This window comes from Spirillospora sp. CA-142024, assembly GCF_050942325.1.
GTDB lineage: Bacteria > Actinomycetota > Actinomycetes > Streptosporangiales > Streptosporangiaceae > Spirillospora.
Genome location: NZ_CP192077.1, coordinates 4524899 through 4546524, shown reverse-complemented (window position 1 = coordinate 4546524; position 21626 = coordinate 4524899). Strand labels below are relative to the sequence as shown.

At 74.2% G+C, this 21626-nt stretch carries 21 protein-coding genes and 2 riboswitches; of the genes, 6 read left to right on the top strand and 15 right to left on the bottom strand.

Annotated elements, in window-relative coordinates; genetic code table 11:
• Positions 1-58 precede the first annotated feature (58 nt).
• Positions 59-637: a TetR/AcrR family transcriptional regulator gene (locus ACQPZP_RS21840; protein ID WP_433479447.1), complete on the top strand. Its 579-nt coding sequence runs from the start codon at positions 59-61 to the stop codon at positions 635-637.
• Here ACQPZP_RS21840 and ACQPZP_RS21835 read toward each other — a convergent pair.
• The 3 genes from ACQPZP_RS21835 to ACQPZP_RS21825 all read right to left on the bottom strand — a co-directional run bounded on the left by ACQPZP_RS21835 (position 634) and on the right by ACQPZP_RS21825 (position 3472).
• Positions 634-1275: a LutC/YkgG family protein gene (locus tag ACQPZP_RS21835; protein ID WP_433479446.1), complete on the bottom strand. Its 642-nt coding sequence runs from the start codon at positions 1273-1275 to the stop codon at positions 634-636. The genes ACQPZP_RS21840 and ACQPZP_RS21835 overlap by 4 nt on opposite strands.
• Positions 1272-2681, bottom strand: coding sequence for a lactate utilization protein B (locus tag ACQPZP_RS21830; protein ID WP_433479651.1), 1410 nt, complete (start codon positions 2679-2681; stop codon positions 1272-1274). The genes ACQPZP_RS21835 and ACQPZP_RS21830 overlap by 4 nt, the downstream gene beginning before the upstream one ends.
• Positions 2682-2743: 62 nt before the next feature.
• A complete protein-coding gene (locus tag ACQPZP_RS21825) occupies positions 2744-3472 on the bottom strand; it encodes a (Fe-S)-binding protein (protein ID WP_433479445.1) in 729 nt (242 codons plus the stop codon).
• 281 nt (positions 3473-3753) lie between these two features.
• On the opposite strand from ACQPZP_RS21825, the gene ACQPZP_RS21820 reads away from it, so the two are divergent.
• Complete coding sequence (locus tag ACQPZP_RS21820; protein ID WP_396448514.1) at positions 3754-3957, top strand: DUF5999 family protein; 204 nt, start codon at positions 3754-3756, stop codon at positions 3955-3957.
• Between the two features lie 97 nt (positions 3958-4054).
• On the opposite strand, the gene ACQPZP_RS21815 is transcribed toward ACQPZP_RS21820, so the two are convergent.
• A complete protein-coding gene (locus ACQPZP_RS21815) occupies positions 4055-4672 on the bottom strand; it encodes an alpha/beta hydrolase family protein (protein WP_433479444.1) in 618 nt (205 codons plus the stop codon).
• A gap of 51 nt (positions 4673-4723) precedes the next feature.
• Between ACQPZP_RS21815 and ACQPZP_RS21810 the strand changes: the two genes are divergently transcribed.
• Positions 4724-5149: a PPOX class F420-dependent oxidoreductase gene (locus ACQPZP_RS21810; protein ID WP_433479443.1), complete on the top strand. Its 426-nt coding sequence runs from the start codon at positions 4724-4726 to the stop codon at positions 5147-5149.
• A gap of 15 nt (positions 5150-5164) precedes the next feature.
• On the opposite strand, the gene ACQPZP_RS21805 is transcribed toward ACQPZP_RS21810, so the two are convergent.
• Together ACQPZP_RS21805 and gcvP are read right to left on the bottom strand one after the other, a co-directional pair.
• Positions 5165-6295: a tetratricopeptide repeat protein gene (locus ACQPZP_RS21805; RefSeq protein ID WP_433479442.1), complete on the bottom strand. Its 1131-nt coding sequence runs from the start codon at positions 6293-6295 to the stop codon at positions 5165-5167.
• 194 nt (positions 6296-6489) lie between these two features.
• Positions 6490-9372 (bottom strand): aminomethyl-transferring glycine dehydrogenase, encoded by a 2883-nt coding sequence (gcvP, locus tag ACQPZP_RS21800; protein WP_433479441.1) that lies wholly within the window; start codon positions 9370-9372, stop codon positions 6490-6492.
• A gap of 59 nt (positions 9373-9431) precedes the next feature.
• A riboswitch (glycine riboswitch) is annotated at positions 9432-9543 on the bottom strand.
• A riboswitch (glycine riboswitch) is annotated at positions 9544-9638 on the bottom strand. It abuts the riboswitch before it with no gap.
• Positions 9639-9904: 266 nt separating this feature from the next.
• Between gcvP and ACQPZP_RS21795 the strand changes: the two genes are divergently transcribed.
• Complete coding sequence (locus ACQPZP_RS21795; RefSeq protein ID WP_433479440.1) at positions 9905-12382, top strand: lysylphosphatidylglycerol synthase transmembrane domain-containing protein; 2478 nt, start codon at positions 9905-9907, stop codon at positions 12380-12382.
• A gap of 3 nt (positions 12383-12385) precedes the next feature.
• Here the strand turns inward: ACQPZP_RS21795 and ACQPZP_RS21790 are convergent, their stop codons facing one another.
• The 9 genes from ACQPZP_RS21790 to ACQPZP_RS21750 all read right to left on the bottom strand — a co-directional run bounded on the left by ACQPZP_RS21790 (position 12386) and on the right by ACQPZP_RS21750 (position 18439).
• The gene (locus ACQPZP_RS21790) at positions 12386-12991 is read right to left on the bottom strand and encodes a MerR family transcriptional regulator (RefSeq protein ID WP_433469698.1); all 606 of its coding nucleotides are present in this window, start codon (positions 12989-12991) and stop codon (positions 12386-12388) included.
• Positions 12992-13458: 467 nt separating this feature from the next.
• The gene (locus ACQPZP_RS21785) at positions 13459-13929 is read right to left on the bottom strand and encodes a bifunctional nuclease family protein (RefSeq protein ID WP_067468341.1); all 471 of its coding nucleotides are present in this window, start codon (positions 13927-13929) and stop codon (positions 13459-13461) included.
• A 142-nt stretch (positions 13930-14071) separates the two neighbouring features.
• Positions 14072-14803: a transcriptional regulator FtsR gene (ftsR, locus tag ACQPZP_RS21780; RefSeq protein WP_433479439.1), complete on the bottom strand. Its 732-nt coding sequence runs from the start codon at positions 14801-14803 to the stop codon at positions 14072-14074.
• Between the two features lie 49 nt (positions 14804-14852).
• Positions 14853-15383: an FHA domain-containing protein gene (locus ACQPZP_RS21775; protein WP_433469696.1), complete on the bottom strand. Its 531-nt coding sequence runs from the start codon at positions 15381-15383 to the stop codon at positions 14853-14855.
• 310 nt (positions 15384-15693) lie between these two features.
• Positions 15694-16461, bottom strand: coding sequence for a DUF881 domain-containing protein (locus ACQPZP_RS21770; RefSeq protein WP_433479438.1), 768 nt, complete (start codon positions 16459-16461; stop codon positions 15694-15696).
• Positions 16458-16790, bottom strand: a complete 333-nt coding sequence (locus tag ACQPZP_RS21765; protein WP_433479437.1) for a small basic family protein — start codon at positions 16788-16790, stop codon at positions 16458-16460. The genes ACQPZP_RS21770 and ACQPZP_RS21765 overlap by 4 nt, the downstream gene beginning before the upstream one ends.
• Positions 16791-16821: 31 nt before the next feature.
• Complete coding sequence (locus tag ACQPZP_RS21760; RefSeq protein ID WP_433479650.1) at positions 16822-17253, bottom strand: DUF881 domain-containing protein; 432 nt, start codon at positions 17251-17253, stop codon at positions 16822-16824.
• Complete coding sequence (locus ACQPZP_RS21755) at positions 17165-17758, bottom strand: hypothetical protein (protein ID WP_433479436.1); 594 nt, start codon at positions 17756-17758, stop codon at positions 17165-17167. The genes ACQPZP_RS21760 and ACQPZP_RS21755 overlap by 89 nt, the downstream gene beginning before the upstream one ends.
• Positions 17759-17800: 42 nt before the next feature.
• On the bottom strand, positions 17801-18439 hold the full coding sequence (locus ACQPZP_RS21750) for a LysE family translocator (RefSeq protein WP_433479435.1): 639 nt from the start codon (positions 18437-18439) through the stop codon (positions 17801-17803).
• A 92-nt stretch (positions 18440-18531) separates the two neighbouring features.
• Between ACQPZP_RS21750 and ACQPZP_RS21745 the strand changes: the two genes are divergently transcribed.
• On the top strand, positions 18532-19872 hold the full coding sequence (locus tag ACQPZP_RS21745; RefSeq protein WP_433479434.1) for a PLP-dependent aminotransferase family protein: 1341 nt from the start codon (positions 18532-18534) through the stop codon (positions 19870-19872).
• 109 nt (positions 19873-19981) lie between these two features.
• Positions 19982-21556, top strand: a complete 1575-nt coding sequence (locus ACQPZP_RS21740; RefSeq protein ID WP_433479433.1) for an ATP-binding cassette domain-containing protein — start codon at positions 19982-19984, stop codon at positions 21554-21556.
• The last annotated feature ends 70 nt before the right edge of the window (positions 21557-21626 follow it).

Sequence of the window (21626 nt, the reverse complement as noted above, 5' to 3'; positions counted from 1 at the left end):
CCGGCGTGTCGTGACGCCGGACACCCGGCTTCGGCCCTTTACGCAGTAAGGTCATCGCATGGTCCGGCAGCCCAGCATCAACGCCCAGCACCGCGCCCCGCTGTCCATCGAGCGGATCATCGAGGCCGCCCTGCAGATCGTGGACGGCCAGGGACTCGGCCGCCTCACGATGCGCCGCCTCGGCGACGCGCTGGAGGTCGAGGCGATGGCGATCTACCACCACCTCCCCCGCGGCAAGGAACAGCTCCTGGACGGTCTCGTCGCGCACGTCGCCTCCGCCCCGGCCGACGCGTCCGCCGACGCGTCCGGCGGGGGACGCTGGCAGGACGCGCTGCGCGCGTGGGCCGGCGGCTACCGGGGGCGGCTGCTGACGCACGCGGGCGTCCTCCCGCTGGTCGTCACGCGCCGCAACCCCGCCGCGCTCACCACTACGGTCGCGTCCCTGCGGGAGGTCCTGCGCCTCGGGGGCGTCGCCGAGGACACGGCGGCGGTCGCCGCGCACACGCTGCTCGGCTACGTGATCGGCCACGCCGCCCTGGAGGTCCGCGGCACCGCCGAGGACGGCGCCGACCGCACCGTCGACTGGGACGCCCGCTTCACCGCCGGGCTCGACGTCGTCCTCGCCGGAGTGCGCTAGTCCTCCACGACGAGGACTTCCAGGTGGTGCGGGCCGTGGGCGCCCTCCACCCGGACCATCTCGATCCCGTAGGTCGCGGAAGGGCCGCTGATCCAGGTGAGCGGGCGCGCCGGATCGAGCCGCCCGATCGCCTCCGGGACCGTCCCGACGATCTGGTCGGCGTGGACGACGCACAGGTGGTAGCCGGGGACGAGGGTGAGCGCCCGCCTCCCCTGCGCCCGGCCGCCGTCCAGGACGACCGTGCCCGTCTGCGCGACGGCCACCGCGCAGCCGGTCACCACGCCGTCGACCGCGGCGAGAGTGTCCAGGTCGACCGGCGGGGTGTCGGCCAGCGCACGGACGCCGTCCAGCTCCGCGAGCCAGCCGAACGGCAGGTCCGCCGGGACGACGATCTGCTTGGCCTCGCGGCCCCACAGCGCGGCCGCCACGGCGGTGCCCGCCTCGTCCGCGCCGACGTGCCGCACGGCCGCGCGGTTGTCGGCGACCCGCTCGGTGAACAGGGCGAGGACGTCGGCCCTGGTCTCGGCCTCCGCCTCGGTCAGACGGCGGGCATAGCCGCGCGGGACCGGCGGACGCGTCCCGCGGCTGCCGCCCAGCGCCTCCCGTACCCGCCGCAGCACCTCGTCGCGCGAGCTCATGCCCGCGTTCTCTTCCACCAGGCGCGGAAGCTCTCCGAGGGCGGCACGGGAACGTCGCGGGCCTCCGTCCACTTGCCGAGCAGGCCGGGAAGCCGGCGGATCCGGCCGCCGCGCGACAGCAGCCGCGCCCAGCGGGTGCCGCGGCGCATCGCGGTCTCGTGCCGGCGCGGGTCGCCCATCGTCCAGGCGAGGCCGCGCATCAGCACCATCTCGGGCGTCGGGACGGGACGCCGCCGGCGCGACTCGACCACCGCTCCGCGCAGGTGGACCAGCACGTCCGGAATGTCGATCTTCACCGGGCAGACGTCGGCACAGGCGCCGCAGAGCGTGGACGCGTACGGCAGCGAGGCGTCGGCGGCGCTCTCCACACCGCGCATCAGCGGGGTGAGCATCGCGCCGACCGGCCCCGGATACACCGGCCCGTACGGACCGCCGCCCGTCCGCTCGTAGACGGGGCAGACGTTCAGGCAGGCCGAGCAGCGGATGCAGCGCAGGGCGGCGCGGCCGGCCTCGTCGGCGAGCGCCCTGGTGCGGCCGTTGTCGAGCAGGACGAGGTGGAACTCGCGTGGCCCGTCGCCCGGCGTCACGCCCGTCCAGGACGAGACGTAGGGGGTCATCCGGTCACCGGTCGAGGAGCGCGGCAGGAGCTGAAGGAACACCTCCATGTCATCCCACTCCGGGACGACCTTGTCGATACCGGCGACGGTGATCAGCGTCTCGGGGAGCGTGAGGCACATGCGCCCGGCGCCCTCCGGCTCCAGCAGGACGACCGTGCCGGACTCGGCCACCAGGAAGTCCGCGCCGGTGATCGCGACCCGGGCCCGCAGGAACCGCTCGCGCAGGTGGGCCCGGGCGGCGGCGGACAGCGCCTCGGGGTCGGCGGCCGGCTCCGGGCCGGCCGCCGGGACCGCGCGCCGGAACAGCTCCCCGATCTCCGCGCGGTCGCGGTGCGCGGCCGGCGCCAGCAGGTGGGACGGGGCGTCCTCGCCGAGCTGGACGATCATCTCGCCGACGCCGGCCTCGCGGACGGTGACGCCCGCCCGGGCGAGCGCGTCGTCCAGGCCGGTCTCCCGGACCGTCGCGGACGCGCCCTTAACGACGTCCTTCGCACCGGTGCCCCGCACCAGGCCGGTGACGACGCGGCGCGCCTCCGCCGCGTCCGCCGCCCAGTGGACGGTCCCGCCCGCCTCGGTGACGGCCCGTTCCAGCTCCTCCAGGTGGGCGTCCAGGTCGAGGAGGGCCGAGTCCCTGACGGCGCGCCCGGTTTCGCGCAGGTCCTCCCAGTCGGCCGGCTCGCCCGCGGCGGCGGCCTGCCGCTCCCTCATCGCGGCCGTCGCACCGCGCAGGTTGCGGCGCAGCCGGGTGTCGGACAGCGCGGACCGCGCCGCGGCGGAGAACTTCGGCATCGGCAGTGGCACCGGCCCGCTCGTCCCCGGGGAGGACGGCGTCGTCCCCGGGGAGGAGGCCGTCACGACGGCCCCGTCTCGGCGAGGATCTCGGCCAGGTGCATCGTCCGGACGCCGCCACGCAGCCGGGACAGCGCGCCGCCGATGTGGGCGAGGCACGCGTCGTCGACCGCGCAGACCACGTCGGCGCCGGTGTCGCGGATGTGCCGGACCTTGTCGGCGACCATCGCCACCGACACGTCGGAGTTCTTCATGGCGAACGCGCCTCCGAAGCCGCAGCACTCACCGGCGGCGGGCAGTTCCACCAGATCGAGGCCCTTCACCGCGCGGAGCAGCCGCAGCGGCCGGTCACCGAGGCCGAGGGTCCGCATGGACTGGCAGGACGGGTGGTAGGTGACCCGGTGCGGGAAGTAGGCGCCGACGTCGGTCACGCCCAGGACGTCGACGAGGAACTCGGTCAGCTCGTAGACGGCGAGGCCTTCGGCGGCGCGGGCCAGGCCGGGGTCGCGGGCCGTCCGGGCGATCCTCGGGTAGGCGTCGCGGACCGTGGCGGCGCACGACGCGGACGGCGCCACCACCACCTCGCAGCCCTCGAACGCGGCGGAGTAGGTGCGGGCGAGGCCGGCGGCCTCACGGTGGTAGCCGGCCGTCCAGTGGATCTGGCCGCAGCACGTCTGCCCCGGAGGGAACGTCACCTCGTGGCCGAGCCGCTCCAGCAGGACGGTCACGGCCTTCCCGGTGTCGGGGAACAGCGCGTCATCGAAGCACGCGACGGACAGCGCGACCCGCACCGGCCTCACTCCCCCCACGCCCTGCAAAGCCCGTTCCCCCGCCGAACATCGTAGGGGTTTCAGGCCCCGGCGGCGTGTCGTTCTCCGTCCGTTATCGCGCGGAAGGGAGGCTATTGCCTGGCACCTCGGGGTGAGGGGGATCACAGCCGTCCGGTACTCCGGTACCAACGGACAACCGTCCCAACGGGCTATGGCCGGGTGGATGCGAACCACTTCACACTGGGGTGCGTCAATACAGGAAAGCACCACGACCGACCAGTAGTTGAGACCGGAGGCACACGATGTGCCCGCACCAGCCGCCCTGTCCCTCCCACGACGCACCCGACCGCGACGCCGCCCGCACGCTGGCCTCGCACCCCGAGCAGGGGTGGAGCCTGCTGTGCAACGGTGTCGTGCTCTTCGAGGACACCGGTGAGCTGCTGCCCGACGGGGGAGTCATCGCGCCGCACCGGCCGACGGACCTGCAGGCGCCGTCCGCCGCTTGAGCGGTCTCCACGGGGGACTAGTTCAAACGGGTGATCATCCTCGGGGGCACGCCCACCTGCCCTTGACCTCTGGGCCCGCGCCGGGCCCGGAGGAACCCTACTCCCGGCCCGTCCGCACCGGACGGGCCGCCCACTTTCTCAGCCACGGTTCCACCGCCCGGCCGACCGCCGCGGGGTCCTTGTTCAGGTCGTGCCGCTCCCCGGGCAGCACCGTCACCGCCGCCGCGTCCGCCGGATCGGGCACGCCGAACGGGTCACGGTCGCCGTTGACGACGAGGACCTCCACCCCCGCCTCCCGCAGCTCGCCCACCCGGCTCTTCTCCGGCCTGCCCGGGGGATGGAGCGGGAACGCCAGCGCCACCACGCCCGCCGCCCCGGCCGCCGTCGCCGTCCGGCACGCGACCCGCGCCCCGTTGCTCCGGCCGCCCTGGACGAGGGGCACGTCCCCGAACCTCTCCCGCAGCACGGCGACGATCTCCAGCCACGCCCCGTCCTGCTTGACCGCCGAACCGGGCGCCCGGCGTCCGGCGAGCCGGAACGGCTGCGTCACCCGCGCCACGGCGCCGCCGAGCCCGAGCGCCGCCGCGCGGACCGCGAGCAGGTCGGCGGCGTCCACTCCCCCGTTCGACCCGTGCGTCAGGACCAGCAGGAACGCCGGGTCGTCGACCTCGTCCGGCGTCACCTCGGCCGGCCCGTGCGCCGTCAGGATCTCCATGTGACTCACCGTAGCGGCACGTCCAAATGATCTCTGCGGCAGACTGGGCACATGGAACAGATGACCGACAGCGAGTGGCGCGCGTTCGTCATGGAGGGCACCCGCACCGGCAAGGCCGGTGTCACCCGCAAGGACGGCACGCCGCACGTCACGCCGATCTGGTTCGTCCTCGACGGCGACGACGTGCTGTTCAACACCGGCCGCCACAGCATCAAGGGCCGCGTCCTCGCCCGCGACCCGCGCATCTCCATCTGCGTCGACGACCAGGTGCCGCCGTACTCGTACGTGCAGATCCGGGCCGAGGCGACCCTGGTCGAGGACCTGGACGAGGTGTTCCGGTGGGCCGCCGCCATCGGCGGCCGCTACATGGGCGCCGACCGCGCCGAGGAGTTCGGCCGCCGCAACGCCGTCCCCACCGAGTACCTGGTCCGCGCCCGCATCACCAAGGTGGTCGCCGAACGCGCCATCGCCGGCTGACCGGCGGAGCGCGGCTCAGCCCTCCGGCCGGTTCGGGGCGGGGGTGCCCATGGCGAGGCGGAGCCGCTCGGCGAAGCTCTCGTGCAGCAGCGGACCCCACGGATAGCCGTTCGGGACGCGCACCGCCCTGCCGAGGACCTCGTGCGTCTCCCCCGGCCGGCGCTCGCCCGGCTCGTCCGCGTACCGGACGGCCAGCAGCGCGTACATGTGGTCGAGGGCGCCGAACGCCTCGCCCGCGACGGCGGGGAGCGTCCCGTCCGACACCGCCTCCTCGACGACCGGCTCCCACCACAGGTCGCCGGGGTCGCCGTCGTCCTCGGCGTCGCCGAAGTCGCGGCGCAGCCGCGCCCGCACCTGCCCGGCGATGCCCGGGTCGGCGAGCCCGCGCCGCCACACCTCGGCGGCCTCGCCGCCCCGCCCCCGCAGCGGCAGCGTCCGCGCGAGCAGCTCGGTGGCCAGCGGCCCGACCTCCGCGTCGGCCGGGTCCTCCCCCAGCGCCGCGCCGAACGCGCCGATCGCCTGGTCGAGGTAGGAGATGCCGAGCGCGACGGCCAGCCGCCCGTAGGCGTACGGGGCGGTCTCGCGATCGATCAGCTTCAGCGCCGCGGTCAGGATCCGCTGGGCCCTGGCCGGCTCGCCGCGCTCCAGCAGCCGCTGCGCGAGGTCGTGCGCGGCGGGCGGCCCGTACTCGGGGTCGCCGGTCCCGATCACCGCCTCCCAGTGATCGCGCGCCGCGTCGAAGTCGCCGGCGTCGTCGGCGATCCTGGCGAGGGCCAGATGGGCGGGCGGAAGGTAGGCCGGGTTGCCGAAGTCGACCACGACCCGCCAGGCGGGCGCCGCCTGCTCGTGCTCACCGGCCCGTTCGTGGGTGAGCGCCAGATGGTAGGCCGCCCTGGGGCCGTACTCGGGGTCGGCGGTCGCGATCGCGGCCCGGTCCGCCTCCCGGGCCCGCTCCACCTCCCCGGCGTCGTCGAGGACGACCGCCAGCCCCAGCGCGGCCTGCGCCCGGCAGGACGTCCCGCCCAGGGCGAGCACCTTCTGGAACAGCAGTGCCGCCCGCTCCGCCTCACCGTTCTCGGCGAGGCTCCGGGCCTCCTCGCACAACCGCGCCGCGTCGTCGGATACCGGTTCCGGGGACTCGCTCATCGCTCTTCTGCCCTCTGGGGGTCGGGGTCCGCAAAGAGACTAGCGACCCGGCCCCGCCGCGTCCCGCGACGACACCCCGAAACCCCCAGCAAGATCACTAATCGGTCCCGTTCTGCCCAGGGAGCGACCCCCTGGAACCCCCGTCACGGGCCGTGCGACCTCCGGCCACCCGGCCCGTTGTCCCGGTGCGCGGCTCAGTCCTCGAAGGCCTCCGGGGGCGGGCAGGAGCAGACGAGGTTGCGGTCGCCGTAGGCCTGGTCGATGCGGCGGACGGGCGGCCAGTACTTGGCCTCGCGGAGGGACGGCAGCGGATAGGCGGCCTCCTCGCGGGTGTAGGCGTGCTTCCAGTCGTCGGAGACCAGGCAGCCGGCGGTGTGCGGCGCGTTCTTGAGCGGGTTGTCCTCGGCGTCGTAGCCGCCGTCGGCGACCCGCCGGATCTCCCGGCGGATCTCGATCATGGCGTCGCAGAACCGGTCGAGCTCGGCGAGGTCCTCGGACTCGGTGGGCTCGATCATCAGGGTGCCGGCGACGGGGAACGAGAGGGTCGGCGCGTGGAAGCCGTAGTCGATGAGGCGCTTGGCGACGTCCTCGGCGGTGATCCCGGTCTCCTTGGTGATCTTGCGGAGGTCGGCGATGCACTCGTGCGCGACGAGGCCGTTCCGCCCGGTGTAGAGGATCGGGTAGTGCGGGCCGAGGCGGGCGGCGAGGTAGTTGGCGCCGACGATCGCGCCCTCGGTGGCGGCGCGCAGGCCGTCCGGGCCCATCATCGCGATGTAGGCCCAGGAGATCGGCAGGATGCCCGCCGACCCCCACGGCGCCGCGGAGATCGGGCCGACGCCGGTCTCCGGGCCGGCCTCCGCGCGGAGCGGGTGGCTGGGCAGGAACGGGGCCAGATGCGCGCGGACGCCGATCGGGCCGACGCCGGGACCGCCGCCGCCGTGCGGGATGCAGAACGTCTTGTGCAGGTTGAGGTGCGAGACGTCCGAGCCGAACTCGCCGGGGCGGGCGAGGCCGACGAGCGCGTTGAGGTTGGCGCCGTCCACGTAGACCTGGCCGCCGGCCTCGTGCACCGCCGCGCACACGTCGGTGATGCTCTCCTCGAAGACGCCGTGCGTGGACGGGTAGGTCACCATGATCGCGGCGAGCCGGTCCCCGTGCTTGCCGATCTTGGCGTGCAGGTCGTCCAGGTCGACGTTGCCGCCCTCGTCGCACGTGACCACGACGACGCGCATGCCCGCCATCACCGCGCTGGCCGCGTTGGTGCCGTGCGCGGAGGAGGGGATCAGGCAGACGTCGCGGTGCTCCTCGCCACGGGACGCGTGGTAGCCGCGGATGGCGAGCAGGCCGGCCAGCTCGCCCTGGGAGCCGGCGTTCGGCTGGACGGAGACCTTCGCGTACCCGGTGATCTCGGCGAGGTACTCCTCCAGCTCACCGATCAGCTCGACGTAGCCGGCGGCCTGGTCGAGCGGCGCGAACGGGTGGACGTTCGCGAACTCGGGCCAGGTCACCGGCTCCATCTCGGCCGTGGCGTTCAGCTTCATCGTGCAGGAGCCGAGCGGGATCATCGAGCGGTCGAGCGCGATGTCCTTGTCCTGGAGCCTGCGCAGGTAGCGCAGCATCGCGGTCTCGGAGCGGTGCGCGTGGAAGACCGGGTGGGTCAGGTAGGGGCTCTCGCGGCGCAGGGCGTCCGGGAACGCCTCGGCCACCTCGCCGACGGCCGCGCCGGACGCCGTGACGCCGAACGCCTCCAGCACGGCCGTCACATGCGCGGGCAGCGTCGTCTCGTCGCAGGCGATCCCGACGTGGTCGGCGTCCGCGGGCCGCAGGTTGATCCCGCGGTCGCGGGCCGCCGCGACGACCTCGGCGGCCCGGCCGGGCACGCGGGCGAGGACGGTGTCGAAGAACGCCTCGTGGACGACCTCCACGCCCCCGGCGCGCAGCCCGGCGGCGATCTCGGCGGCGCGGCGGTGCGCCCGCTGCGCGATCGCGGCCAGCCCCTCGGGCCCGTGGTAGACCGCGTACATGCTCGCCATCACGGCGAGGAGGACCTGCGCGGTGCAGATGTTGCTGGTGGCCTTCTCCCGGCGGATGTGCTGCTCGCGGGTCTGCAGCGCGAGCCGGTAGGCGGCGGCGCCGTCCGCGTCGACGGACACGCCGACGAGCCGTCCGGGAAGCTGCCGCTGGATGCCCTCGCCGACCGCCATGTAGCCGGCGTGCGGGCCCCCGAACCCGTAGGGGACGCCGAACCGCTGCGCGGAGCCCACCGCGATGTCGGCGCCGGACTCGCCGGGCGGCCGCAGCAGCGTCAGCGCGAGCAGGTCCGCGGCGACGACCGCCTTGGCGCCGCGCCCGTGTGCCTGCGCGATGACCGGCTCCAGGTCGCGGACGGCGCCGGACGTGCCCGGGTACTGCAGCAGCACGCCGAAGAAGTCGCCGTCCGGCAGCCCGGCGGACAGGTCGGCGGTGACCACCTCGATGCCGAGCGGGACCGCGCGCGTCCGGACGACCTCGATCGTCTGCGGGAGCGTGTCGGCGTCGACGAGGAACGTCCCCGGCTCCTTGCGCTTGGAGACGCGGTGCGCGAGGGCCATCGCCTCGGCGGCGGCGGTGCCCTCGTCCAGCATGGAGGCGTTGGCGACGGGCAGCCCGGTCAGGTCGGCGACGACCGTCTGGAAGTTCAGCAGGGCCTCGAGCCGGCCCTGGGAGATCTCCGGCTGGTAGGGCGTGTAGGCGGTGTACCAGCCGGGGTTCTCCAGCACGTTCCGCATGATCACACCGGGGGTGGTCGTCCCGTGGTAGCCCAGCCCGATCATGGAGGTGAGCACGGTGTTGCGGGACGCCAGTTCGCGGAGCCGCTCCAGCGCGGCGGTCTCGCTCAGCGCGGGCGGCAGGTCCAGCGGGCGGGAGGTGCGGATCGCGGCGGGGACCGCGTCGTCGATCAGCGCCTCGATGCCGGAGTAGCCGATGGCGGCGAGCATCCTGGCCTGGTCGGCGGCCGAGGGGCCGACGTGCCGGTCGGCGAACGCGGAACGGGGGTGCTGCGGCGAGGCCACGGGGGCGAAGAACTGGCCGGTCATGGAGAGCCTCCTGGCTGCTGCGGTCGCTCAGGGCCACCGCCGGCACGGGCCGGCGGCCGGTCTCCCCCTCTGTCATCGGCACCTGAGAGCTTCACCCGCGCGGCGGGGTTTCCCCTTCGGTGAGCCGCCCTTCCCCGTGTGCGGGGATCGACGCCTGCTTTCCAGAGGTGCCTCGCCCGCGCGGTCCTTTTGCCTGAGAGGTTCCGGGGAGGTTGCCCCTTCGGCGCCCCACGCTGGCGGCGTGGGATCTCTCCCGCACAGGGTCGACGGCATGTCCTGGGACGAACCCTACCCAAAGACGCGTCCGCCGGTCCGTCCCGCCCCCGCGGAGGGCAGGCCCCGGGCCGCGACGCCGTACCGGCGAGTACGATGTGCTCACTCACCTGGGACGGGACGGCCCCGGGCCACGGGGGCGCAACCGGGGGGCCGCCGGGGTGGACACGCGTCCGGCCGGGCGGCGGCCCGCTCGACGGCGCGCCGCCCGGTCTGGGACGCTGATCACGATGACGGACGGTCGGGGCGGCGGTACGGCGTGACACAGACCCACGACGGCGCGGTGCGCCGGAGGCAGGGTGCGACCGCCGGGGTGCCCGTGGACGAGCCCGCGCAGCCGGACCGGATCCGCCGTCCGTCCGACGCGATCAGGTTCGCGGCCTCGGTGGTGGGGCTGGCGGCGGTGATGCTGCTGGTGTCGATCGCGCAGCAGACCACGCACGGCCTGCAGACCGACATCGCCGAGGGCACCGCGCACGCGCCGCGGCTGCTGCTGACGCTCGCGACGCTGGTGTCCAGCTTCGGGGTGCTGGCCGTCCCGGTCGCGTTCGGGATCGAGCGGCTCTTCAACAAGGACGGCACGCGCGTCGCGATCGCGCTGCTGGCCGCCGTGATCGCTTTCGGGATCACGGTGGGCCTGGACGACCTGGTGGTGCGGGCGGCCCCCGGCGGCGTGCTGGACTCGCTCATCTGGGGCGGCACGGAGACGGCGCCGGTGCACACCGACATCGCCCCGGTGATCGCGTTCGTCAGCGCGGTCGGGATGGCGGGCCGCGCCCGCTGGCAGGCCGCGACATGGACCATGATCGGGCTGGCGGCGCTGACCGGGCTCACCGCGTCCTACGCCTCCGTCGCCGCGCTCGCGGCCACCTACGCGCTGGGGCGCGCCATCGGCCACGGCACCCTCTACGCGGTCGGGACGCCGAACCCTCGTCCGTCCGGCATGACCGTGGTGGCGTCGCTGGAACGGCTCGGGCTGCGCCCGAAACGGGGAGCGCGGCTCGACGACCCGGCGGACGACACCGGGGAGGCCCGCCGCTACGGCGTCGTCCTCGCCTCCTGCCCGGCGGACGGGTACGGCGCGCGGCTCCCGGCGGGGCGCGGCCCGCACGGCGACTGGGACCTGGAGGTCCGCGTCCTCGACCGGGACCAGCAGACCGCGGGCCTGCTCTACCGCGTGTGGCGGCTGCTGCGGCTGCGGGCCGCGACGACCGGGCGGACGCTGCGGTCGCTGCGCCGGTCCCTGGAGCTGGAGTCGCTGATGGCGTACGCCGTGGACGCGGCGGGCGTCCGGACCCCGCGGCTGGTCGGGACGTGCGAGGTCGGCACGGAGGCGGCGCTGCTGGCCTACGAGCACGTGCCCGGGCGGCGGCTCGGGGACGTCTCCGACGAGGAGATCACCGACGCGCTGCTGACGGACGTGTGGCGGCAGCTCCGGTCCCTGCAGGCGGGGCGGCTCGCGCATCGCCGGCTGGAGGGCGACGCGGTCCTCGTCGGCGAGGACGGGCTCGCCTACGTCACCGATCTGCGATCCGGGGAGACGGCGGCGGGCGACCTGGCGCTGCGCCTGGACCTCGCCCAGCTGCTCACCACGCTGGCGCTGCGGGCCGGACCCGAGCGGGCCGTCCGGACGGCCGCGCCCGTGCTGGGCGAGGAGGCGCTGGGCGGGGCGGTGCCGCTGCTGCAGCGGGTGGCGCTGTCCCGGGCGACGCGCACCCGGCTGCGGCACCACCGGGACCTGCTCACCCGGATCCGGGAGCAGATCGTCCGGCTCAAGCCGGAGACGGAGGCGGCACCGGCCCGGCTGGAACGGTTCCGGCCCCGGACCATCTTCAGCATCGTGGCGCTGTCCGTCGCGGCGTACATCGTCATCCCGCAGGTGACGAGCCTGGACATCGGCCATCTGGCGGCCACGGCCAGCTGGCACTGGGTGGTCGCCGCGCTGGCCGCGGCGTCCCTCACCTATGTCGCGGCGGCGCTGATGCTCATCGGGTTCGTCCCGGAGAGGCTGCCGTTCTGGCGGACGGTGCTGGCGCAGGTCGCGGCGTCGTTCGTGAAGCTGGTGGCGCCCGCGGCGGTCGGCGGCGTGGCCGTCAACACCCGGTACCTGCAGCGCTCGGGCGTCCGGCCGGCCCTCGCGGTCGCGAGCGTGGGCGCGTCGCAGCTGGTCGGGCTGGTCACGCACGTCCTGCTGCTGGTGCTGTTCGGGTTCCTGACGGGGTCGACGGCGAAGGCGACGCAGGATCTGGCGCCGTCCCGGACGATCGTGATCGCGGTGCTGGCGCTGGGACTGCTCGCCGGGCTCGCGCTGACGGTCCCGCGGGTCCGGCGCGTCGTCACCTCACGGCTGCGGAGCATGTTCTCGGGCGTGCTGCCGCGCCTGGTGGACGTCCTGCAGTCGCCGAAGAAGCTGTCCACGGGGATGGGCGGGACGCTGCTGCTGACGCTGGCGTTCACGCTTTGCCTGGACGCGTCGATCCGCTCGTTCGGCGGGTCGCTGCCCTGGACGACGGTGGTGCTGGTGTTCCTCACCGCGAACGCGGTCGGGTCGGCGGCGCCGACGCCGGGCGGTCTCGGCGCCGTCGAGGGCGCGCTCACGCTGGCGTTGACCATCTCGGGGCTGACCGCGGAGACGGCGGCGTCGGCCGTCCTGCTCTACCGCCTGCTGACGCTGTGGCTGCCGGTGCTGCCGGGCTGGGGTGCGTTCACCTTCCTGCAGCGCAAGGAGGCGCTCTGAGGGTCAGCCGGTGCGGCGGGCGCGCCGCCGGTTGGCGAGCTCATCGTGGGGGTGTTCGGCAGGGTCCGCGTCGGCGGCGGCGGCGCGTTCACCGGGAAGTTCCGCCAGGCTGCCCTCCACCTCCTGCCACACCCGTCCGAGCGCGATGCCGAACACGCCCTGCCCGCCCTGGAGGAGGTCGACGACCTCGTCGGCCGAGGTGCACTCGTAGACGCTCACTCCGTCGCTCATCAACGTGATCTGGGCCAGGTCCTGCACGCCCCGGTCACGCAGATGGGTGACGGCGGTGCGTATCTGCTGGAGCGACACACCCGTGTCGAGCAGCCGCTTCACGACCTTCAGCACGAGGATGTCGCGGAAGCTGTAGAGCCGCTGGCTCCCGGACCCGTGCGCGGACCGGACGCTCGGCTCCACCAGCCTGGTGCGGGCCCAGTAGTCGAGCTGCCGGTAGGTGATCCCCGCCGCGGCGCACGCCGTCGGGCCGCGGTAGCCGACATCCTCCGGTGGCACCGACACCTGCGTGTCGAAGAGCAGTCCCTGCTCCCCGGCGCGCTGGGACGCCATGTGCCTGTCGGGGGTCGCCTTGCCCTCGCCGCTGCTCACCGCCACGCGGACCTCCGGCTCCTATCATCCCGCGGCGCTTCGTCAAGGGGGTTTGACGAATTACACCACGGGTGTTCCACCAGCACGGTAGGTGCCGGTCAGGGCGTGGTCAACGTTCACCGTCGGCGCGTCGCATGCCCGGATGAACCGGCTTCACGTGGGCAAACTGCGCACCTTCGCCGCCAACGCACTCCATACCCCGATGCTCCCCCCGCAAAAACCGCCAGGTCCACCGCAATGGAAGACCAATCGCCCCATGGCGTGAACTTACCCTCCACAGTGACATTCCCCACACACCCCCGACCCGCAAACCCCCAGGCCGACCCCCCTTTCCCCAAGCCAAAGCCGCCCAGGGGGTGCGGGGCGGAGCCTCGCAGCGGGGGTTCCAGGGGGTCGCCCCCCTGGGTGGACGCAGGACGCGCGAGTTTGGGAGCAAGCGAAGCTTGCGACCATACCTCGCCCCGAGCAGCGGCCTATCCGGCGCGGCCGAAGTCCTCGGGGGAGATCGTGTCGAGGAACTCGCGGAACTTCTCGACCTCGTCCTCCTGCTCGTCCGGGATGGCCACGCCGGCCTCTTCGAGGACGTCCTCGCTGGCGAAGATCGTGGCGCCGGTGCGCAGGGCGAGGGCAATGGAGTCGGACGGGCGGGCGCTGACCTCGACGCCGTTGGAGAAGATGAGGTCGGCGAAGAAGATGCCTTCGCGCAGGGCGGTGATGTTGACGGTGCGGAGCTGGACGCTGAGGGCGTCGAGCACGTCGCGGAACAGGTCGTGGGTGAGGGGCCGGGCCGGCAGCACCCCCTGCTGGGCGAAGGCGATCGCGGTCGCTTCGACCGCCCCGATCCAGATGGGCAGGTAGCGATCGCCCTCCGTCTCCTTCAACAGGACGATCGGCTGATTGGAGGGCATCTCGACCCGGACGCCGACGACCTCCATCTGCTTCACTGCGGCTCCCTGCTGGTTCTCGCTGTCTCGATCACCACGTGCAGCGGGTCGAATCCTGACCGAACCATGTAGCCAACGTACACCCAGGCCCGGACACCTCGTGGTGCCGCGCGGACGGGAAAATCCTCCGCGGCCCGCATGATCAGGGGTCGAGGCTTTCACGCAGACCCGCGCTGACCAGCGCGGTGTGCAGCCGGACCGACAGCGCGGCGATCTCCCGGGCGGTCTCGGCCGCCTGCTCGTGCGCGCCGCGGCTGCGGCGGCGCAGCTGCGGCGCGACCATCTGCTCGATGAGGCCGACCTGCCGGTCGGCGGCGGCCTTCACGGCGCGCAGGTGCCGGACCTCGAACCCGAATTCGCCGAGCGCGGCGGCGACCCGCGCGATGTTCAGCGCTTCGCCCTCGTAGTGCGTGCCGGTCCGGCGGACGAGACCGTACTCCTCAAGGCGGACGAGGAGGGCCTCGTCGATCCCGGCGCCGTCCAGGAGCTGGCGGCGGGTGAGCCGGACGGCCGGGTCCTCGGCGGTGGTGTCGGCGGCGACGAGCGTGCGGGGGCGGCGACGGGACGGTTCGGCGGCGCCGGTTCCGCGGTCGCCGAGCGGCGGGACGTTCTCGCCGCGGTCACGCGCCTCCAGGTGCTGCCTGATCACGCGCAGCGGCATGTAGTGGTCGCGCTGGGCGGTGAGGACGAACCGGAGGCGCTCGACGTCGGCGCCGCAGAACTTGCGGTAGCCGGAGGGGCTGCGCTGCGGCTCGACGAGCCCCTCGGACTCCAGGAACCGGATCTTGGAGATGGTGATGTCGGGGAACTCGGGCCTGAGCAGTCCGAGGACGTCCCCGATCGTCATCAGGGACCGGGCTGGCTCCGCGTTCAACGCCCCTCCCATCGTCGCCGCGACCTCGCTGTCCCCGGGCGCCGGGCGGTCAGCCGTGCGCCGGGTTGGTCAGGAACACCAGCCGGAACTTGCCGATCTGGACCTCGTCACCGCCGGACAGCCCCGCCTGGTCGATCCGCTGCCGGTTGACGTAGAGGCCGTTGAGGCTGCCCACGTCGCGGACGGCGAACGCGTTGCCCTGACGGGTGAACTCGGCGTGCCGGCGGGAGACGGTGACGTCGTCCAGGAAGATGTCGCTCTCGGGGTGCCGCCCGGCGGACGTGCGGTCCTTGTCGAGGAGGAAGCGGCTGCCGGCGTTCGGGCCGCGCTTGACGACGAGCAGCGCCGTGCCCGGGGGGAGCGCCTCCATCGCCATCTGGTCGGGCCCGACCGGCTCCTCGGCGCCCGTGTCGGTGTCCAGCGCCTCGAACCCGCCGATGGAGATCGTGGACGTGGACTCGCCCGGCGACTCCCGGGGAGGCGGCGGCGCCGAACTCCTCAGCGGAGTGCCGCAGTTCGAGCAGAAGCGGGCATCATCCGGGTTGGCGTGACCGCACTGCGTGCAGTAGACGCTCGGCATCGATCGGCTCGGCCTCCTACCATCGGCGTGCCACCGGCGGACGTCCCCCCTTTGCGGGAGCCGCCTGCGCCACGCGCATCCTTCACCCAACCCCACGCCGGGGACCCGCCCCGGCCACGGTCCAACTCACCGCCCGCTTTCGCGACGGTCGCCGCAACTTACGCGGGTATTACCCGAGGGGTCAACTGGAACGGTGAACCGGCTGGACCAAACTACATTCGCCGATGATCGCAGGTCCATGCCGCCGCGCGGACGGCCGCGATCATGACGCCCGAGCCCGGCGTCCGGTTTACCGTCTCCCCCGTTCCCTCTATGGAGACCGTATCGCGCCGACGGTCACTTTCGCGCGCTGGGTGATCAGGACGGTGGCGCCGGCCCCCTCCAGCGTCCGGACGAGGCCGCCGGGGATGTTGAGCGCCGTCGTCATCGTGTGCGGGTCGCCGATGGCGACGAAACGGTAGGGGGCGGCCAGGAGCCGCCCGTCCGCCCGGACGCCGTCGCGGTCGTCCAGGAAGTAGGTGTCGACGCCGACGCGCACGTCGCCGACCTGGACGACCTCGGCGCCCGCGTCGCGGAGCTCCTCCAGGGCGTCCAGGAGGTTGATCGCCTTGACCCCGCCGCCGGGGTCGTTGATCACGAGTTCGATGCCGGGCCCCTCGGCCGGGAGCGTGCCCGCGAGAAGCCCGTAGGCGGTCGCCCGCTCGCGCGCCTCCTCCAGGGCGGTGCCGCCCTCGGCGTCCCGTTCGAGCCTGGCCTTCGTCTCCTCCAGGTCGCGCAGGTCGCCCCTCAGGCGGTCGGACCGCTGACCCAGATCGGACAGGGTGCCGACGAGCTCGTCCTGCCGCGCGGTCGCGAACGTGGTGTCGCGCTCGGTCGAGCGCACCTGGGCGACGATCGCGAAGCCCAGCAGAAGGCACAGCAGTCCGGCGACGACCTGTCCCGGGCTGACCCGCGGGCGCAGCAGGCCGGCGAGTGAACGCAGGCCCCCGGGCTCCGCCGGCCGGGTCTCCTCGTGGCCGCCGGCGGGCCCGTCCTCGGCTGCGTGCTCGTCCTCGGGTGCGCGCTCGCCGCCGGTCATGCGCCGAACAGCTTCCGCCGGATGGCCGCCGCGTTGGAGAAGATCCGGATGCCGAGGACGACCACGACCCCGGTGGACAGCTGCGAGCCGACCCCGAGCTTGTCCCCGAGGAAGACGATCAGCGCGGCGATGACGGTGTTGCTGGCGAAGGAGACCACGAACACCTTCTCGTCGAAGATCCCCTCCAGCCGGGCCCGGACGCCGCCGGACATGGCGTCGAGCGCGGCCACGATCGCGATCGGCAAGTAGGGCTGCAGCCACAGCGGGACGTCCGGCTGGAGCATGAGGCCCAGGGTCACGCCGACCACGAGCCCGATCAGCGCGATCACCGCCGGGTCACCTCTCCCCCGTCTCTCCCGCTCACCGGCCGGCCCCGTCGCGGGGGGCGGCGTAGCGCAACCGGGGCGTCCCTGCGGCGGGCAGCCGCACCTCGTCCTCGCCGCGGATGCCGTACCCGATCCCGAGCCGCTCCTTCAGCGCGGCGAGCCGGCGGTCCGCGGCCGAGCCGGTGAAGGCGTCCCGCAGGCGCCCGGGGTCGCCCAGCGCCGTCACCTCGTAGGGGCTGCCGAGCGGCCGGTAGTCGACCAGGATCGCCTCGCCCGCGGTGCGGATCGCGGTGGTCGGGGTGAGCCGCCGGCCGTTGATCCCGACGGCCTGGGCGCCCGCCGCCCACAGCCCGTTCACCAGGACCTGGAGGTCCTGGTCATAGACCCGGCCGCGGTCGGCGGCGCGGGCCGGCGCGGAGTGCCCGGGCGGAGTCTCGCGCGGGGCGTCGGCCAGGGTGACGACCAGCCCCTCCCCCGTGGCGGGCGTCGCGGCCGCGGCGGCGCCCGCCCGGGTCAGCTCGTGCCGGACGCGGCGGCCGGCTGTCGCTGCGGGCCAGCGCGGCGGCGCGGCGCCGCTCGGTGTCCGCGCGCAGCCGGTCGAGCCGGCGCTGGAGGCCGTCGGTCTCGGCGGTGCGGGCGTGGATCTCGCCGATGAGCCGGGAGCGGCGCTCGGCCGCCACCGGTTCGCTGCGGCGGGCCTCGACGCCCGCGACGGCGACCAGCGTGCCGGCCAGGGCGACGACGAGGAGGACGCCGGCGCCCCGGAGCCGTCCCCGCCGCGGACCGGTCTCGCCGGCCGCGGCGCGGCGCGCCGCGGCCTCCGCGTAGCCGGGGTCGAGGCGCTTGCCGGCGATCAGGTCCGCGAGCAGCGACATGGAGGCGTCGGCCCGCAGCCATCCGGACGGCCGCGCACCGCCGTCCCGGCGCTCGTCCGGCTCCCGGCCGCCGAGGGTGTCCCGTCGTGCGATCACCGGCCCATCATGGCAAGGAACCGCGGACCGGCGGAGGTCAGGTCAGGCGGTGGCGGGGCGGTTGAGGCCGATGTGGATCGCCAGCCCGGCGAGGACCGAGCCCATCAGGTACCGCTGGGCGCGCTGCCAGCCGGGCCTGCGCGCCAGGAAGACGGCGATGGAGCCCGCGCCGAGGACGATGAGGGCGTTGACGGTGATGGCGATGGTGACCTGGACGACGCCCAGCAGGAGGATCTGGCCGGCGACGTGGCCGCGGTCCGGGTCGGCGAACTGCGGCAGCAGCGACACGTACAGGATCGCGATCTTGGGGTTGAGCAGGTTGGTCACCAGTCCCATGGCGAACAGGCGGCGCGGCGGGTCGGCGGGCAGGTCCTTCGGGGCGAACGCGGTCGTCCCGCCCGGCCGCAGCGCCTGCCAGGCGAGCCAGAGCAGGTAGCCCGCGCCGGCCAGCTTGATCGCCGTGTAGAGCGGCGGCACGAGCGTGAACACGGTGGTGAGGCCGGCGGTCGCGGCGGCGACGTAGACCAGGAAGCCCGCGGCGACGCCGCCGAGGGAGATCAGCCCGGCGCGGCGGCCCTGCGTCACCGACCGCGACACCAGGTAGATCATGTTGGGCCCGGGGGTGAGGACGAGCCCGAGGGCGAAGAGGGCGATGGCCGCGACGGCCGTGAACGAGATCATTGCGCTCCAGTCATCCGTAATGCCCCAAGGCTAGAAGCCGGAGTATGATCGGTGCAATATTGAAATTGCTCTCGGTGCAATATGGGGTTCAGATGGCGGACTTCCGGCGGGTGGCCGACGAGGTGGCGGCCGACATCGCGGCGGGACGGCTGCGGCCGGGCGAGCGGCTGCCGCCGCAGCGGGCCTTCGCGCGCGGCCGGGGCATCGCGGACTCGACCGCGGGCCGGGTGTACGCGGAACTGGCCAGGCGCGGCCTCGTGGTGGGCGAGGTCGGCCGCGGCACGTTCGTCCGGGCCGCGGAGCGGGCTCCCGGACCCGCGCTCGCCGAGCCGGCCGCCGCGCGCGTCGACCTGGAGTTGAACTACCCGGTCGTCCCGGGGCAGAGCGCGCTGCTGGCCGCGGGGCTGGAACGGCTTCGGCGCCCGGACGTCCTGGACGCGGCGCTCGGGCCGGTGGGCGTCGCGGGAACGGCCGCCGCGCGGGAGGCCGCCGCGGCGCTGCTGTCCGCGTCCGGCTGCCGGACCGCTCCGTCCGAGGTGCTGTTCGCGGGCAACGGCCGGCAGGCGATCGCCGGCGCCGTGGCGGCGCTCGTGCCTCCGGGCGGGCGGCTCGCCGTCGAGGCGCTGACCTATCCGGTGATCAAGGGCATCGCGGCAAGGCTCGGCGTGACGCTCGTCCCCGTCCCGTCGGACGAGCAGGGGCTGCGCCCGGACGCCCTGGCCGACGCGCACCGCGTCGCGCCGCTCGGCGCGGTCTACCTCCAGCCGACGCTGCACAACCCGTCCGGGACGACGATGCCGTCACAGCGCCGCGCCGAACTGGCCGCGACCCTGGAGCGGCTCGGCCTCCACGCGATCGAGGACCGCATCTGGGCGTTCCTCCGCGAGGACGGCCCGGAGCCGCTGGCCGCGCACGCCGCCGGCCGCACCGTGCTGGTCGACAGCCTCTCCAAGCGCCTCGCGCCCGGCCTGAGCCTGGGCTTCGCCGTCCCGCCCGCGAGCCTGTCCGGCCGCGTCGCCGCGGCGCTGCGCTCCGGCGGCTGGGGCCCGGCGGGATTCGCCCTCGACGCGGCCGCCGGCTGGATCGCCGACGGAACGGTCGAGTCGGTCACCCGCGCCAAGCGCGCCGATGCCGCCTCCCGACAGCGGATCGCCGCCGGCCGCCTGGCGGGATCGGCCGTCCGGTCCGACCCGTGCTCGTACTTCTGCTGGTGGGACCTGCCGAGGCCGTGGCGCGCCGAGACGTTCGTGGCGGCGGCCGCGCGGCGCGGGATCGCCGTCACCCCCGCAGCCGCCTTCGTGGTCGGCAACAGCGCCGCCCCGCGCGCCGTCCGCTTCGGGCTGGCGTCCCCGCCGCCCGAGGTCCTCGCCCGCGCCCTGGACGCGGTCGCCGAGATCGCCGCGGCCGGCCCCGACGACGCCACCGTCGACTGACGCGTCCCGTCCGCGAGGCCGCCGCTCTGTCATACCGGGGACGGGACGGTGGACTGTTCCGGGGTGATCGTTCATCTTCGTTATGAGGCGATGCTCGGCGGGAGGGTGGATGATCGAGGTCTGCGGGGTCGGTCAACGGGCGGGCGGGCGGCGGACACTGCGGGACGTGTCGCTGTCGATCGGGGCCGGACAACTGGTGGCGATCATCGGCGGCAGCGGGGCGGGGAAGACCACATTGCTGGACGCCATCGCGGGAGTGCGGCCGCCCGCGGAGGGCGAGGTGCGGTACGACGGCGAGAACGGCGCGCTTGGGTACGTGCCGCAGGACGACATCGTCCACATGGAGATGCCGCTGCGGCGCACGCTCCGCTATGCGGCGGGGCTGCGGCTGCCCTCGGGCACGCCGCCGGAGCGCGTCGAGCGGGCGGTGGACGACGTGCTGGAGGCGCTCGCGCTCACCGAGCGGGCGGGGCAGCGCGTCGGCTCGCTCAGCGGAGGCGAGCGCAAGCGGGCCAGCATCGCGGTCGAGCTGCTGACCCGTCCCCGCGTGTTCTTCCTGGACGAGCCGACGTCGGGCCTCGACCCGGCGACGGCGGCGGACCTGATGCGGCTGCTGCGCGGGCTCGCCGATTCGGGGACGGCGGTGGTCCTGACGACCCACCATCCGCCGGACGTCCTGGCCTGCGACCGCGTGGCGGTGCTCGCGCAGGACGGGCGGCTGGTCTTCTACGGGGAGCCGGACGAGGCCGCGGAGAGGTTCGGGGCCGACGGGATAGAGGACATCTACCTGCGGCTGGCCGAGGCGGAGACGCACGACTGGGAGGGACGGTTCGGCGCGTCTCAGGCGCCGGCGGCGGGCCCGGGGATCGGCGCGTTCGGTCAGTGGGCGCTGCTCACCCGGCGCAGCCTGGATCTGCTGACCCGCAACCGGCTCACGCTCGCCGTGCTGGCCGGGTCGCCGCTCATGGTGCTGGCGATGTTCGCGGTGCTGTTCCGCCCCGGGGCGTTCGCGCCGGAGTCGCCGAGCCCCGGAGCCACGGTGATGATCCTTTTCTGGATCGCGTTCGGCGGGTTCTTCTTCGGCCTCACCTACGGGCTGCTGCAGATCTGCACCGAACTGCCCGTGCTGCGGCGGGAGCGGCTCACCGGATTGCGCATCGGGCCGTACGTGCTGGCGAAGACGGCCGTCCTGCTGCCGCTGCTGGCCGTGGTCGACGCTCTGATGCTCGGCGTCCTGCGAGGGCTGGACCGGCTTCCCGCGATGGGCTGGAGCACGTACGGGGAGCTGTTCGTCACGCTGCTGCTGTGCTCGCTGGCGGCCCTGGCGCTGGGCCTGCTGGTGTCGGCGGCGGTCACCGATCCGGCGCAGGCCACGATGGCGCTTCCGATGCTGTGCTTCCCGCAGGTGCTGTTCGTGGGCGCGATCCTGCCGGTCCCGGTGATGGCGGCGCCCGGACGGTGGCTCAGCTACGCCATGTCCAACCGGTGGGCGTTCGAGGGACTCGGGCACAGTCTCGGCGTGGAGCGGCTCTGGGCGACCGGACGTTCGCCGCTGGGCCCGCCCTTGCTCGATTCGTACGGCGGGACGTTCTCGCGGGCGGTGGTCCTCGACTGGGCGCTGCTCGGCGGATTCGCCGCGCTGTTCCTCGCGGGCACATGCCTGGTCCTCACCCGCAGGACATAGAAAACATCCCTTTCTGTGCCACTTAAGGCTCCTGAATCGCTCTTGCACCACCTCCGGGGATTTTGGACCG

Excerpts from the sequence above, each read along its gene's own strand:
- ACQPZP_RS21805 (WP_433479442.1), bottom strand. The coding sequence starts at position 6,295 with ATGAGCGAGTCCCCGGAACCGGTATCCGACGACGCGGCGCGGTTGTGC.
- gcvP (WP_433479441.1), bottom strand. The coding sequence starts at position 9,372 with ATGACCGGCCAGTTCTTCGCCCCCGTGGCCTCGCCGCAGCACCCCCGT.
- ACQPZP_RS21830 (WP_433479651.1), bottom strand. The coding sequence starts at position 2,681 with ATGCCGAAGTTCTCCGCCGCGGCGCGGTCCGCGCTGTCCGACACCCGG.
- ACQPZP_RS21775 (WP_433469696.1), bottom strand. The coding sequence starts at position 15,383 with ATGCCGAGCGTCTACTGCACGCAGTGCGGTCACGCCAACCCGGATGAT.
- ACQPZP_RS21750 (WP_433479435.1), bottom strand. The coding sequence starts at position 18,439 with ATGATCTCGTTCACGGCCGTCGCGGCCATCGCCCTCTTCGCCCTCGGG.
- ACQPZP_RS21815 (WP_433479444.1), bottom strand. The coding sequence starts at position 4,672 with ATGGAGATCCTGACGGCGCACGGGCCGGCCGAGGTGACGCCGGACGAG.
- ACQPZP_RS21770 (WP_433479438.1), bottom strand. The coding sequence starts at position 16,461 with ATGACCGGCGGCGAGCGCGCACCCGAGGACGAGCACGCAGCCGAGGAC.
- ACQPZP_RS21745 (WP_433479434.1), top strand. The coding sequence starts at position 18,532 with ATGGCGGACTTCCGGCGGGTGGCCGACGAGGTGGCGGCCGACATCGCG.
- ACQPZP_RS21840 (WP_433479447.1), top strand. The coding sequence starts at position 59 with ATGGTCCGGCAGCCCAGCATCAACGCCCAGCACCGCGCCCCGCTGTCC.
- ACQPZP_RS21835 (WP_433479446.1), bottom strand. The coding sequence starts at position 1,275 with ATGAGCTCGCGCGACGAGGTGCTGCGGCGGGTACGGGAGGCGCTGGGC.
- ACQPZP_RS21740 (WP_433479433.1), top strand. The coding sequence starts at position 19,982 with ATGATCGAGGTCTGCGGGGTCGGTCAACGGGCGGGCGGGCGGCGGACA.
- ACQPZP_RS21820 (WP_396448514.1), top strand. The coding sequence starts at position 3,754 with ATGTGCCCGCACCAGCCGCCCTGTCCCTCCCACGACGCACCCGACCGC.
- ACQPZP_RS21810 (WP_433479443.1), top strand. The coding sequence starts at position 4,724 with ATGGAACAGATGACCGACAGCGAGTGGCGCGCGTTCGTCATGGAGGGC.